The following is a 12,847-nucleotide window of genomic DNA, read 5'->3' on the forward strand; positions in this document are numbered from 1 at the left end:
CGCCGTAGGCTCGCGGGTGCGGCGCTCTGCGCGCTGCTGCTCGTCCCTGCGGGCGTCTTCGCCGCCGACCGGATCGTGGGCGGCGGCACCGCGGACGGGTCGGCTGCCGGGGCGGCCGAGGTGGCGCGGAGCCCGATACGGATCGTCGCACCCGGTGAGCGGGTGGACGCCGTGCCGGGGGTGCAGGTCTGGCTGACCGCGGACGGCAAGCACTGGTCGACGCCTGAACGGCCCAACCAGTTCCTCGGGTTGACCGACGACAGCTACACGAGCGGCTCCAAGGTGGGCACCGCGAGCGGCAAACCGGCCGCCTCCGTACAGCCCGATCCGCTGAACAGCTCGTACTTCCTGTCCGGCCTGTACCGCGGCCTGTCCGCCGACCCGGCGCGCGTCGAGGTCACCGTCGACGACAGCAGGCTCACCGGCACCGTCCTCACGCTGGCGGGCAGCCCGGGCTGGGGCGTCTGGTACACGCGCGCACCGCTGTCGACGGCGGAGCTGAAGTCGAGCTACGGCGACGGCGGTCCGACCGTCACGGTGTACGACGCGGCCGGCAAGGTCGTCGCGCGGGGCGGGGGCGACTGGTGAAGCATTCCACCAGGTCCATCAGGTCCATCAGGTCCACCCGGTCCTCCAGGTCATCCAGGTCCTCCAGGCCGCGCATTCCGCTCCGCCTCCGTCTCCGCCGTACCCGGGGCCGGCTGCTGCGGCGGCTGATCGTCGCCTTCCTGGTGCTGGTCGTGGCGCTGTGCACGGCCGCGGTCGTCGCGTACCGGCTGACCGGCATCCCCGAGCCACACCCCGAGACCGTCACACAGAGCACGGTCTTCGTCGACGACAAGGGCTCCTATCTGGGCCGGCGCGGTCCCGTCGACCGCCAGGAGGTGCCGCTGTCGCAGGTCCCGAGGTATGTCCAGGACGCCGTGATCGCGGCCGAGAACCGCTCCTTCCGCACGGACGACGGGGTGTCGCCGCGCGCCATCGCCCGCGCGGTACTGGCCTCGCTGACCGGTGGCGAACGGCAGGGCGGGTCCACCATCACCCAGCAGTACGTCAAGAACGCGCTGCTGAGCCCGGAACAGTCGCTGTCGCGCAAGGCACGCGAGGCACTGATCGCGATCAAGCTCGACCGCACCCGCTCCAAGGACGAGATCCTGGCGGGCTATCTCAACACCGTGTATTTCGGCCGGGGTTCGGCCGGTGTCCAGGCCGCCGCGCGCAACTACTTCGGCGTGGACACCCGGAACCTGACCGTCTCCCAGGGCGCCGCGCTGGCAGCGATCGTCAACATCCCCTCGTACTACGAGAAGGCGGGCTCCGACCCCGAGGTGACCGCGACGCTCAGGGCTCGCTGGGAGTGGGTGCTCGACGCGATGGCGGCGAGCGGCGGCATCACGGCGAAGCAGCGCGCCGAGGCCGCGTTTCCGGCGTTCCGCTTCTATCCGCCGGGTGCGACCGAGGGGCAGCGGCAGTACATGATCGACGTGGCGGCGCAGGAGGCCGCCGACCGACTCGGCATCACCGAGGACCAGTTGGCACGCGGCGGCTACACCGTGCACACCACCTTCGACCTGGCGCTCCAGGACGCCACCACCGAGGCGGTGAAGAACCTCAAGGGCCGCAAGGGCACCACGCTGCACACGGCCGTCGTGGCGATCGTGCCCGGCGAAGGGGCGGTGCGGCTGCTGTACGGGGGGTCGGACTACGCCCGGCAGCCGTTCAACGACGCGGTGGGCGGCGCGGTGGAGGCAGGGACGGCGCTGGACCCCTTCGGCAAGGTCCCGCTCGGCGCCCCGCTGACCGAACTGCCGAAGACCGCGGCACCCACCCCGCTGAAGCTGGCCTCGGCGTACGCGACCGTGGCGGCGAACGGGATGTACGCGACCCCGTACACGGTCACGGAGATCACCCGGGACGGTCGGCGGGCGTACACCGCGCACCCCGACACCCGGCGCGCGCTGGACGAGAAGGACGCGTTCATGGTGGGCGCACAGATGTCCAAGATGTACGGCGACGCACTCCCCGCGGTCCCCGCGGCCCAGCGCGCCCCGCAGTCCTCCTTCACGGCCGGCGCGGGCGGCGGAATCACCCGCCGGACCGTGTGGTCCACCCGCCTGGACCCCCAACTCGCCCTGACCCTCGCCCTGTTCGCCGACCGCCCCGGCGGGAAGAAGAACACGACGGTACCGGCCCAACTGCCGAACGACCCGCCACCGACACAGTCCGCGACGGAGACCACGGCACAGATCTGGCAACTGGCCACGACGGGAACGGGATAGCCGGGACACCCGCCCGGCCGCCCGGCCCCGCGCGGCTACACCGTGTGCCGTGAGCGCCACAACTCCGTGGCGACGAGGGGCGCCAGATAGGACCACTGCTGAGCCGCGTCCGGGCCGCTTCCGCTGGAGCCGATGATCCGCGCGATACGGGAGCGGGTCATCGGGAGCCATGCCGCCAGGTCGTGTTCGTAGACGCTGTGGCACTGGGCCCTGAGTTCATCGATCTGCGCGGAACGCAAGGTCGACCGGACAGTGGCGACGAGGACGTAGCACGCGGCGTCACCGCTCCACCCGAGCCAACTGATGGCTATCTTCCCGTAGTTGTCGGCGCCGAGGCCCAACTCCTCCTGCAGACCCCGGTGTACCAGTGCGAAGAAGTCCTCCTCGCGTCCCGGCTCGTCGCTGTACTTCATGGACTCGTTGATGCCGACGGTCCACTGCCCCGGATAGGTGCGCACCGCCAGGGAACGGCGCAGCGTGAGCATGCGGTTCTCCGCGCTGAGCACGGCCACGCACACGCTGACCATGGTGGGCGGTGCGACGGTGACGAAGTGGTGGCTTCCTTGGCGGACGGCGTCCAGGACGCGGTCCTGCGCGGCGGAGTCGGCGGACACCAGGGTCTTGGCCGCCAGGCACTGGGCGTACCTGCTCTCCGCGATCACCACCCGGAGGTCACGGGCGGCGGGGTGTTCCCCGGTGTCCACCTCCAGGCCGGCGATATAGGCGGTCCGCCCCCGGTCTCCGGACGCCTCGAACCGGCGTACGCCTTCGTCCCAGGCATCGCCGACCAGGACGTGACCGCGCCGCAGTTGACCGACGTAGGAGGTCCGCAGCGTCTCGGGGGTGAGCCGGCGCTCCCTGGACCAGGTGACGAAGGGGTACAGACCGTCCGTCGCCGAGTCGTACGCACGCGCCGCCGGCGGCAGGGACCGCCGGTCCATCAGCACGGCCGGCCACCGTACGGCACCGTACTTGACCACGTCGTACACCACATTCGTGACCAACCCGACGACCAACGCCCCGACCGTGGTCAACACCCACTGCACCGCTTGGGCCCCCGATTCCCGTTCACCGCACGCGACTTGTCCGTCGCTCACACGTTCAGTACCCGGGGCCCCGCCAAAAAATCCGGCACCACGGATCGCACAACTCCCCTACGGCAGTGTGCCGTAGGGGAGTTCGCGGCCGTCCCGGCCCGGGTGCGGGTGGGTCAGAGGGTGGTCAGTACCGCGTCCAGGGTGACGGTGGAGCGGGTTGAGGTGCTGCCGGTGAGGACGCGGAGTTGGACCTTGTGGGACTTGACCGTGGTGCCGAGGGTGCGGGTGAAGACCACTTGCCGGTAGGCGGTCTTCGTGGCGTAGGTGTTGACCGTGCCGACCGTCTTTCCGTCCACCACGACCGCGAAGCGGCCTCCGTTGGACTTCTTGGTCGCCACGACGCGCAGCTGGGTGCCGTTCGCCGTGAAGGAGACGTACGCGCCCTTGGTGGCGGAGGTGCGCACGGTGCCCGCCCAGGCGGAGGTCGCGGACGCCGACTTCCAGGTGCCCGTGTAGTGCAGGGCCGTGGCACGGTCGTCGAGCGGGATGCCGGTGGTCGCCGTCTTGCTCCAGGCGCCGGTCTGGCCGGCGTCGTCGTGGGCGCGGACGTAGAAGCGGTAGGTGACTCCGGGTACCGGCTTCACGGGGCTGCCCGCCTTGCCGAAGGTCGCCGAGGTGGCCGTGGTGGCGGTGCGCCAGGTCTGGAGCGGGCCGAGGGTCCAGGCGCCCGCGCTGTTGCGGGTGGTGACGCGCCAGGCGATGTCGTACGACTTCACGCCCGCCGTCTTCGCCGACCAGGTGACCGGCACGGACGCGGTGGTTCCCGCGCTGCTCGCGACGGCCGGTGCGGTGACGGTGGCGGCGGGGACGGTCCGGCGCAGGGTGACCTTGCCGGTGGCGTCGGCCGCCAGCCGGCCGGTGACCGTGTCGGTCGCGGTCAGCGTCCAGGTGTATGCGCCGTCGGTGGCCGCCGTGCCGGTCTGCGTGGTGCCGTTCCACGACGGCGTGACCTTGCCGGTGGAGCTGGTGCCGGTCAGTGAACGGACCTGTGTGGAGCCGGACTTGAGGGTGAGGGTCCAGCTCACCGGACGGTCGTAGGTCCAGATGGGGGTCCAACTGTCGGACGAACCGTCGCCGTTGGGGCTGAAGCCGGTCGGGGCGGTCGCGGCCTTGGCGGCGGTGGGAACGCCCGCCCAGGTCACGTGGGTGACGCCGGTGTCGTCCAGCCAGGCCGCCCAGGGTGCGTCGCGGTCGACCGTCCAGCGTTCGGCGGCGGCCGTGTTGGCCCTGGTGGGGAGGGTGAAGAGGGCGTGCGCTGTCGTGTCCGTGCCGGTCAGGGACTGGGCGTTCAGCGTGACGTCGGTGCTGTCCGTGGCCTTGGTGAACGTGTAGAGGACGTCCGTGCCGAGGATCGGGGAGCGGACGAAGGCGGAGGCGTCCACGGTGGTGGTCACCGAGCTGCCCACCGTGAGGAGCAGGCCGGTGGAGGAAGTGGCTCCGCAGGTGGTCAGCAGGATCCGGGAACCGCGCACCTGCAGGCCGCCCGGAAGGCAGTTCACGGTGGCGACGGTGGTGACCGCGCCGGTCGTCAGGTCGGTGCGGTGGATCGACCAGGTGGTCGTGGTGCCGTTGCGCTCCGAGGAGTACACGGCGCCGCCGTACAGGGCCGAGCCGGACGGCACGCGCTGGGTGTGCCCGTCGGCGAAGGTGTAGAGGAGCAGGGTGCCGTTGGACGCGGTGGTCTTGTCCGAGAGCAGCGCGTGCGCGCCGTCGAAGTCCGCGACCGTCACCACCGAGGTGTCCGTGTAGTCCAGCGGGGTGCCGACCTGCGTGCCGTTCTCGTAGGCCTGGAACTGGCCCGCGCCGGCGGCGTCCGTCTGCTCGACCAGGACCCGTCCGCCGGCCGCGGCCAGCGTCTGGTGCACCGGGCCGCCGGAGTACGCCAGTACCCGCGACGGCGTGCTCGCCGAGGCCCCGGCCGAACCGACCGTCAGGTCCGAGCGGAGCAGGACTCCGTCGAGCCGGGACGAGTCGTCGGCGGTGTAGAGGGCGCCGCCGGACAGGGCCAGCGCGTCCAGCCGGGCGGGTCCGGCGGGGAGGGTCGTGGCGTCGCCCGCGGTGGTGGAGACGCGGCCGTCGGTGAGGGTCTGGATCGCGGCGTCCACGTCGGGCCGGTAGAGCGACGTGCGCATCCTGCCGTCGTCGCCGACCTCGACGTCGTGGAAGGTTCCGCCGAGGTCCTTGGCCGCGGTGGATCCGTCCCTGGGTATCGCGAACAGCTCGTTCGACGCGTCGCCGTCGTTGCGCTGGTACCAGGCGAGCGTGTCGTCGCTGATCCAGCGGGCGCCTGCGACCGGCAGGGTGACGGTGGACGGGTCGTCGCCGGGCGCCGAGCGCTGCCACTCGGTCAGGGTCGCGCCGTCGACGACGCCGACATGCGCGGGAGTGAACTCCAGGGCCTGCGGCAGCTCGTCGGTCGTGGGCTCGGCCACGGTGACCGTCGCGCCGGTGGCGAAGTCGACGTAGACGATCTGGTGGTCCCAGCCGGGCGCGGTCCGCCGCAGCACCAGGGCGCCGTCGGCGTCCGAGTCGAGGACCTCGTACTGCTCGTCGCCGGAGAGGAGGGTGCGGTCCGTGGCGCCGGGGGCGCGCAGCACCAGGCGGACCAGGTAGTCGGAGGCGTCGTCCTGGTAGCTCTGCTGGACGAGGATGCCGTCGCCGGCCTGTCCGCGGTAGCGCTCGTCGCCGGCGGCGCCCGAACTGTCGTAGGCGACCGGGAGGATGTCCTCGGCGCCGGAGCCGACGTGGCGCAGGGTGACGTGGTCGGCGAGATCGCCGTTCGGGTTGGTGGAGGTGGCCACGGCCGCGACGCCGTCCTGGACGGACACCGCGTGGACGGTCACCGTCTCATCGGTGTCGGCGAGCCGGCCGAGGTCCTGGGGGGTGCCTCCGGCGACTGCGAGCCAGCCGTGCGCGGCGGTGTCGGCCGCGGTCGTCTGACGCCAGACGACCGTCTGGCCGGAACCGGACAGGTCGGTGGCGACGGGCACGGAGGTCGTCCGCGCGGGGAGTGTGGTCGACACGTCGGTCGCGGTCGCGGGTGCGGCGACGGCCGGGACGGTGGTGACCGCCTGGGCCACGGCGAGGGCCGTGAGGGCCGCTACCGGGACAGCTAGGAAGCGGCGTCTGTGGGAAGGCATGGCAGCCCGATCTCTCTTCGAACCCATATCGAATGTCTTCGAACATTCAGGCGGGGATTGTCACACGGAGATCAGATCCGGCCGACGGCGGGATCCCGTTGCAGCTGGAGGAGCGGCCCGGGGAGTTCCACGGTGATGCGGATTCCGCCGGCGGAGCGCGGGGTGAGGGTGAGGGTGCCGTCGTGTGCGTGGGTGATGGTCTTGACGATGGCCAGGCCGAGGCCGACGCCCGCCTGGTCGGTGTGGACGCGCTCGGTGCCGCGCTGGAACGGTTCGGTGAGGGTCGAGACCAGTCGCGGGGTGAGTCTCTCGCCGGTGTTCTCGACGGTGAGCGCCACCGTCCTCGGGCGGACCTCGGTGGTCACCCGCACGGTGCCCTGCTCGGGCAGGTTGTGGACGATCGCGTTGTGCACGAGGTTCGTGGTCAGCTGCAGCAGCAGCGCCGGCGATCCGGTCGTCGGGGTGATGTCGCCGCCGGTCTCCAAGGTGACGCCGTGCTTCTCCGCGAGGGGGAGCAGGGTCTCGGTGGCCTCCTCCGCCAGGAGGGACAGGTCGACGTGTTCCCGGGTGAAGGCCCGCTGGTCGGCCCGGCTGAGCAGCAGCAGGGCCTCGATGAGGTCGATCGCCCGGGTGTTGACGGAGTGGAGGCGGTCGATGACCTCGCCGGTGTCGCAGTTCGGGTCGGTGCGGGCGACGTCGAGGAGCGTCTTCGAGATGGCCAGCGGGGTGCGCAGCTCGTGCGAGGCGTTGGCCGCGAACCTCCGCTGGCCGGCGACATGTGCTTCGAGCCGCGCGAGCATCGTGTCGAAGGAGTCGGCGAGTTCGCGGAACTCGTCCTCGTGGCCCGGCAGTTGGATCCGGTGCGAGAGCGAACCGGTCGCGGCCAGCCGGGTGGCGGCGGTGATCCGGGTCAGCGGGGCGAGCATCCGGCCGGCGAGGAACCAGCCTCCGACGAGCCCGAACACCAGCAGGCACGCCAGCGCGACGGCCGCGATCGGGGCGAAGGCGCGTACGACGGCGCCTTGGTAGCCGGGCATGAGGACGAGCCCGACATGCGGCACACGGTTCAGGAACTCCCACACGGCGGCGAGCAGCAGCACACCGGCGACCATGAGGAACCCGGCGTAGCTGAGGGTGAGTTTGACGCGGACGCTCAGACCGGGGGGCCTGTCCATCGAACCCGGGGGCCTATTCACGGGGGCCTCCGTCAGGTGCTGTGTCGATGCGGTAGCCGACGCCCGGCACCGTGGCGATCAGCCAGGGTTCGCCGAGCCGTTTGCGCAGCGCCGAGACGGTGATGCGGACGGCGTTGGTGAACGGGTTGGCGTTCTCGTCCCAGGCTCGTTCCAGCAGGTCTTCGGCGCTGACGACGCCACCCTGGGCGGCGACGAGGACCTCCAGCACGGCGAACTGCTTGCGGGTGAGCGCGACATGACGTCCGTCGCGGAAGACCTCCCGGCGGAAGGGGTCAAGGCGCAGACCCGCGATCTCCCACACGGGAGGCCTGTTGTGGGCGCGCCTGCGGTCGAGTGCTCTGAGCCTGAGCACGAGTTCGCGGAGCTCGAAGGGTTTCGTGAGGTAGTCGTCGGCGCCGAGTCCGAAGCCGGACGCCTTGTCGTCGATGCGGTCGGCGGCGGTGAGCATGAGGATCGGGACGCCGCTGCCGGAGGCGACGATACGGCGGGCGACCTCGTCGCCGGAGGGGCCGGGGATGTCACGGTCGAGGACGGCGATGTCGTAGGCGTTGATGTCCAGCAGTTCCAGGGCGGTGTCGCCGTCGCCCGCGATGTCGGCCGCGATCGCCTCCAGGCGCAGGCCGTCGCGGACGGCTTCGGCCAGATAGGGCTCGTCCTCGACGATCAGCACACGCATGCCATCGAGGCTACGAGTCGGCGCATATAGGCGGCGTATCTAAAAACCCATACGCGTCGGCAACACGGCGCGGCTTTGCCTGAAGGCATGAATCGCGCCACCAGCACCGCCACGGGCACCAACACCGGTGCGGGGACCGGCACCCGGCATACGCCCGCCCCGCACACCCGCCTCCACCGGATGATCCGCCTCGCCACCCGGCCGGGGCCCTGGAAGCGTGCCCGGGTGTCGGCCGGGCTCGCGTTGTCGCTCGGTCTGCTCATGCTGCTGCACGCGAGGATCCCGAACCGGATCGGGGGACTCGGCAGCCTGGTGGAGACCTTCCTGCCGTGGTTCGGGCTGTTCGTGCCGGTGCTGCTGGCCCGCGCGCTCTGGCGCCGCTCCGCCGCCGCGACGGTCGCGCTGGTGCTGCCCGTCGTGGTGTGGTTCAACCTCTTCGGCGGACTGCTCGGCGACAAGTCCCACGGGGCCGGCGAGCTCACCGTGGTCAGCCACAACGTCGGCGCCGACAACCCCGATCCGACCGGCACCGCCCGCGACCTGGCCGCCTCCGGCGCGGACGTACTCGCGCTGGAGGAACTGACCCCGCGGGCCACCGGCTCGTACGAGAAGGAGTTGGCGACGGCGTACCCGTACCACGCGGTGCTGGGCACGGTCGGGGTGTGGAGCAGGCTGCCGCTGTCGGACACCCGGGCGGTCGACACCGCGATGGACGTCGGGCCGCTGGCGGCCACCCGGCCGGCCAGTGCCACGGCGGCCGACAACCGGGCGCTGCGCACCACCGTGGCCACGGACCGGGGGCCGCTCGCGGTGTACGTGGCCCATCTGGGATCCGTACGGGTGCTGCCCAGCAGCGGCTTCCGGACGGACGACCGGGACCGCGGCGCGAAGGCGCTCGCCAAGGCCGTCGCCGCCGAGCCGGACAAGCGGGTGGTGCTGCTCGGCGACCTCAACGGCACCACGGACGACCGCGAGTTCGGCGCCCTCACCTCGCAACTGCGCTCGGTGCAGGACGCGGCCGGGGACGGCTTCGGCTTCAGCTGGCCGGCGAAGTTCCCGGTGGCACGGATCGACCAGATCCTGGTGCGGGGCGTACGGCCGACGAGCTCATGGGTGCTGCCGGCCACGGGCAGCGACCACCTGCCGGTGGCGGCCGGGATCAGTTGGTGAACACGGGCGAAGCCGCCGTCCCGTTCCCCGGGCAGGGAACGAGCGTCGCGGTGAGCGTGTCGGTCAGCCACTTCTCGTAGGTGGCGGTGGACCAGCCGCGGCCCGCCGTCAGTTGGGTGAACAGTTGGGGGCCGGCCAGGGCCCAGACGATGTCCGCGAGGTGGGCCGGATCCGCGTCCGGGGCCAGCGCACCGGTCTCGTCGAGGTGGGTGACGAACATGGTGACGCCGGTCAGGCGTTCCCGCTCGGCGGTGTCCAGGACCTCGCCGACGTCCGGGCCGGCCTGGGTCAGCAGGGCGAACAGGGCGGCGACCCGTTCGTGGATGCCGCGCACATACGCGGCGTAGAGCCGGAGCTTGGTGTCCAGCTCCCGTATCGCCAGGAACTCCTTGACCTGCGGACGGTCGGCCATGGGCACCGGTTCGTCGTCCCCGGCGAGCGTGATGTCCCACAGCGCTTTCACCATGCCCGGCTTGCCGCCGAACGACTTGTACACCGTCTCGGCGGAGACCCCCGCCCGCTCGGCCACGGCCCGCACGGTCGTGGCGTGGTAGCCCTCGCGGAAGAGCAGCTCACCGCAGGCCGTCAGCACCGCGGCCCGGTTGCGGCGCGCGGCCTCGCGGCGGCCCTCGGAGTTGTAGGACCGACGTGGCGTCCCGGCTGCCATCGGCGCACCATCCAATTCTGTTACAGTCGACTGTATCGAATACTGTCCGGTCGCCGGAGGCTCGTATGTCCCGTCCCGCGCCCACGCAGGTCGCCGCCGGTGTCCACCGCCTAGGCGACCACGGCGTCAACTTCTACCTGATCGAGGACCCCGACGGTCTGGTCCTGGTCGACGCGGGACTGCCCGCGCACCTCGGGCAGCTGCGCGCGCTGCTGGCCGGCCTCGGCCGATCCGAGGCCGACATCCACGCCGTACTCCTGACCCACGGCCACCCCGACCACACAGGGCTGGCCCGCCCCCTCCAGGAAGCGGGCGCCGACCTCTGGATCCACGCGGGGGACGCCGCGATCCTGCGCGACGGCCCGCGCAGCGCGATGAAGCACGCCAAGCCCGAGCGGTCGATGCTGCCGTATCTGCTGCGCAGGCCCGCCGCGCTCGCCCTTCCCCTCGCGCTGGCCCGTTCCGGGGCGTTCACCGCCCGCCCGGTGCTCGGTGCGCGGGAGTTCGACGCCGACCGGGTGCTGAAAGAGGTCCCCGGCGCGCCCCGGGCCGTCGTACTGCCCGGTCACACACCGGGCAGCGCCGCGTACCTCTTCGCCGACCTCGGGCTGCTCTTCACCGGCGACGCCCTGGTCACCGTCGACGGTTTCACCCACCGCACCGGTCCCACCCTGGTGAGCCGCTGCTTCACCCACGACAGCGGGGCAGCGCTCGCCGCCCTCGACCGCCTCGACGACCTGACGGCGGACCTGGTGCTGCCCGGCCACGGCGAGCCCTTCACCGGGGGCATCCGGGCCGCCACCCGACAGGCCCGGGAGTTCGGCATCCACTGAACTCCCGTATCACCCGGCCCAGTTGTTCCGAATCTTCCGACCCATGCCAATCCCTGCCCTGCGAGGACACGACATGACAACTGCACTGCCGAACGACGGCGCGGAGACGGCGGACTACTACCGTCCGCGCGTCCAGCACGTCCCTGCCGAGAAGGGGGTGGTCAAGTGGATGTCCGGCGATGTCTACGAGACCATGGCGACGGCCGACTCCACCGGCGGCGCACTCGGTTTCACGGTCTGCTGGGTGCCCCCGGGCGGCGGACCGATAGCGCACGTGCACAAGAGCGCCGACGAGTTCTTCTACGTCGTCTCGGGTTCGCTGGAGTTCCTGAACGGCGACCAGACCTTCGTCGCGAACGCCGGTGACTTCGTCTTCGTGCCGAGGGGCACCAGGCACCGGTTCCGCAACCGCACCGGCGAGCAGGCGCACATGGTGTCCTCCTTCACCCCCGGCGGGGGCGAGAGCCTGTGGCTGGAGGGCGGCGACGACCCCGTACCCGGTGCGAAGCCCGAGTTCTGGCCGCCGGAGCGCGGTCTCGCGCTGGGCCCGCTGCTCGGCCGCCCGGACATCGACATGGAGATCCTGCCCGAGGAAGCGGACCTCGGCGGGCCGGCCTAGGCCGGAGCGGAGACGGCACAGGGACGGGAAAGGGGGCTTCCTCGTCTCTGTGCCGTCTCTTTTTTCGGGGAGGCGACCGCTAGCGGAGGGACTGCTCGCCAGTCGGGACCGGCCGGTCGTAGACGTTGTCCGGGGTGACGATCTCGGTGACCGCCCGGGCGACGAGTGAGGACGGTTCCTGGCCGCCGGAGGTGATGTCGGTGTTGAGGAGCACGACCAGGGTGGCCTGCTGCGCCGGGAGGTAGACGGTCACGCTCTCGTAGCCCGGGATGGAGCCGTTGTGGCCGATCCAGCCGCCGCTGTCGAAGATGCCGAGGCCGTAGCCGAGGCCGGGGAATCCGGTCGGCAGGGTCTTCAGGCGCTGCTTCTGGGTCTCCGGGCTGAGCAGTGTGCCGGTGGCGACGATCTTCGCCCAGCGGTGCAGGTCGTGCATGTCCGAGATCATCGCGCCGGCCGACCAGCCCCAACTGGGGTTCCAGTCCGTGGAGTCGGCCACCGCGCCGCTCAACGTCTGGTTGGTGTAGCCGCGGGCGTGCGGCTCGGGGAACTCGCGGACGTTCGGGCCGTCGGGGAACAGCGTGTGGTCGAGGTGGGCCGGGCGGAGCACCCGCCGGTCGATGACGTCGGCGACGTGGTGGCCGGTGACCTTCTCGATCACCAGGCCGAGGAGGACCAGGTTGCTGTTGTTGTAGACGAACACCTTGCCCGGTGCGGAGGTGTTGCGGTGCTTGAAGCCGTACGCCAGCAGCTCCGGCGGGGTGAACGAGCGGGTCGGGTCGCTCAGCAGGTCGTGCGCGAAGTCGGCGTCGGCGCTGTACGGGAACAGTCCGCTGCGCATCTCGGCCAGGTGGCGCAGGGTGATGCGGCGGCCGTTCGGTACGCCGTGGACGTAGCGGGCGATCGGGTCGTCGAGGCGGATCCGGCCGTCGTCGACGAGCTGGAGCAGCGCGGTGACCGTGAAGGTCTTGGTCTCGCTGCCGATCCGCGAGTAGAGGTCGGTGCTCATCGGCTGCCGCGTGGCCTTGTCGGCGACGCCGGTCGCGCGGACGTAGCAGCCCTTGCCCGGCATCCACAGTCCGACGGCGACACCGGGGATGCCGGCCTGGCGGCGGACGTCGGCGACGGCCTTGTCCAGCCGGGCGGTCGTCGCACGGCCGAGGCCGCCCGCCG

Annotated in this window: 10 protein-coding genes and 1 pseudogene; 5 read left to right on the forward strand and 6 right to left on the reverse strand. The window is 71.5% G+C overall.

The window, feature by feature from the left end; all coding sequences use genetic code 11:
* A pseudogene (locus tag R6V09_RS31175) lies at positions 1-588 on the forward strand (sigma factor-like helix-turn-helix DNA-binding protein); the annotation flags it as partial.
* The gene (locus R6V09_RS31180) at positions 585-2,279 is read left to right on the forward strand and encodes a transglycosylase domain-containing protein (RefSeq protein ID WP_317884802.1); all 1,695 of its coding nucleotides are present in this window, start codon (positions 585-587) and stop codon (positions 2,277-2,279) included. The pseudogene R6V09_RS31175 and the gene R6V09_RS31180, both read left to right, overlap by 4 nt.
* A gap of 35 nt (positions 2,280-2,314) precedes the next feature.
* On the opposite strand, the gene R6V09_RS31185 is transcribed toward R6V09_RS31180, so the two are convergent.
* The 4 genes from R6V09_RS31185 to R6V09_RS31200 all read right to left on the reverse strand — a co-directional run bounded on the left by R6V09_RS31185 (position 2,315) and on the right by R6V09_RS31200 (position 8,388).
* Positions 2,315-3,376 carry a hypothetical protein gene (locus R6V09_RS31185; protein ID WP_317884803.1) on the reverse strand — a complete coding sequence of 354 codons (1,062 nt, stop codon included), beginning with the start codon at positions 3,374-3,376 and terminating at the stop codon, positions 2,315-2,317.
* Between the two features lie 113 nt (positions 3,377-3,489).
* The gene (locus R6V09_RS31190) at positions 3,490-6,516 is read right to left on the reverse strand and encodes a hypothetical protein (protein WP_317884804.1); all 3,027 of its coding nucleotides are present in this window, start codon (positions 6,514-6,516) and stop codon (positions 3,490-3,492) included.
* Between the two features lie 71 nt (positions 6,517-6,587).
* Positions 6,588-7,691 carry a sensor histidine kinase gene (locus R6V09_RS31195; RefSeq protein ID WP_317884805.1) on the reverse strand — a complete coding sequence of 368 codons (1,104 nt, stop codon included), beginning with the start codon at positions 7,689-7,691 and terminating at the stop codon, positions 6,588-6,590.
* A 13-nt stretch (positions 7,692-7,704) separates the two neighbouring features.
* Positions 7,705-8,388 carry a response regulator transcription factor gene (locus R6V09_RS31200; protein ID WP_317884806.1) on the reverse strand — a complete coding sequence of 228 codons (684 nt, stop codon included), beginning with the start codon at positions 8,386-8,388 and terminating at the stop codon, positions 7,705-7,707.
* 180 nt (positions 8,389-8,568) lie between these two features.
* On the opposite strand from R6V09_RS31200, the gene R6V09_RS31205 reads away from it, so the two are divergent.
* Complete coding sequence (locus tag R6V09_RS31205; protein ID WP_317884811.1) at positions 8,569-9,558, forward strand: endonuclease/exonuclease/phosphatase family protein; 990 nt, start codon at positions 8,569-8,571, stop codon at positions 9,556-9,558.
* Here R6V09_RS31205 and R6V09_RS31210 read toward each other — a convergent pair.
* The gene (locus tag R6V09_RS31210) at positions 9,548-10,225 is read right to left on the reverse strand and encodes a TetR/AcrR family transcriptional regulator (protein ID WP_317884807.1); all 678 of its coding nucleotides are present in this window, start codon (positions 10,223-10,225) and stop codon (positions 9,548-9,550) included. The genes R6V09_RS31205 and R6V09_RS31210 overlap by 11 nt on opposite strands.
* A gap of 65 nt (positions 10,226-10,290) precedes the next feature.
* Between R6V09_RS31210 and R6V09_RS31215 the strand changes: the two genes are divergently transcribed.
* Positions 10,291-11,058: an MBL fold metallo-hydrolase gene (locus tag R6V09_RS31215; protein WP_317884808.1), complete on the forward strand. Its 768-nt coding sequence runs from the start codon at positions 10,291-10,293 to the stop codon at positions 11,056-11,058.
* Between the two features lie 73 nt (positions 11,059-11,131).
* Positions 11,132-11,677, forward strand: coding sequence for a cupin domain-containing protein (locus tag R6V09_RS31220; protein ID WP_317884809.1), 546 nt, complete (start codon positions 11,132-11,134; stop codon positions 11,675-11,677).
* 79 nt (positions 11,678-11,756) lie between these two features.
* Here R6V09_RS31220 and R6V09_RS31225 read toward each other — a convergent pair.
* Positions 11,757-12,847, reverse strand: a 1,091-nt coding sequence (locus tag R6V09_RS31225; protein WP_317884810.1) for a serine hydrolase domain-containing protein, incomplete at its 5' end; no start/stop codon positions are given.

This window comes from Streptomyces sp. W16 (assembly GCF_033194735.1).
Taxonomy (GTDB): domain Bacteria; phylum Actinomycetota; class Actinomycetes; order Streptomycetales; family Streptomycetaceae; genus Streptomyces.

Coding starts and splice junctions, on each gene's coding strand:
- R6V09_RS31210 (WP_317884807.1), bottom strand. CDS start 10,225: ATGGCAGCCGGGACGCCACGTCGGTCCTACAACTCCGAGGGCCGCCGC.
- R6V09_RS31200 (WP_317884806.1), bottom strand. CDS start 8,388: ATGCGTGTGCTGATCGTCGAGGACGAGCCCTATCTGGCCGAAGCCGTC.
- R6V09_RS31190 (WP_317884804.1), bottom strand. CDS start 6,516: ATGCCTTCCCACAGACGCCGCTTCCTAGCTGTCCCGGTAGCGGCCCTC.
- R6V09_RS31205 (WP_317884811.1), top strand. CDS start 8,569: ATGATCCGCCTCGCCACCCGGCCGGGGCCCTGGAAGCGTGCCCGGGTG.
- R6V09_RS31220 (WP_317884809.1), top strand. CDS start 11,132: ATGACAACTGCACTGCCGAACGACGGCGCGGAGACGGCGGACTACTAC.
- R6V09_RS31215 (WP_317884808.1), top strand. CDS start 10,291: ATGTCCCGTCCCGCGCCCACGCAGGTCGCCGCCGGTGTCCACCGCCTA.
- R6V09_RS31195 (WP_317884805.1), bottom strand. CDS start 7,691: ATGGACAGGCCCCCCGGTCTGAGCGTCCGCGTCAAACTCACCCTCAGC.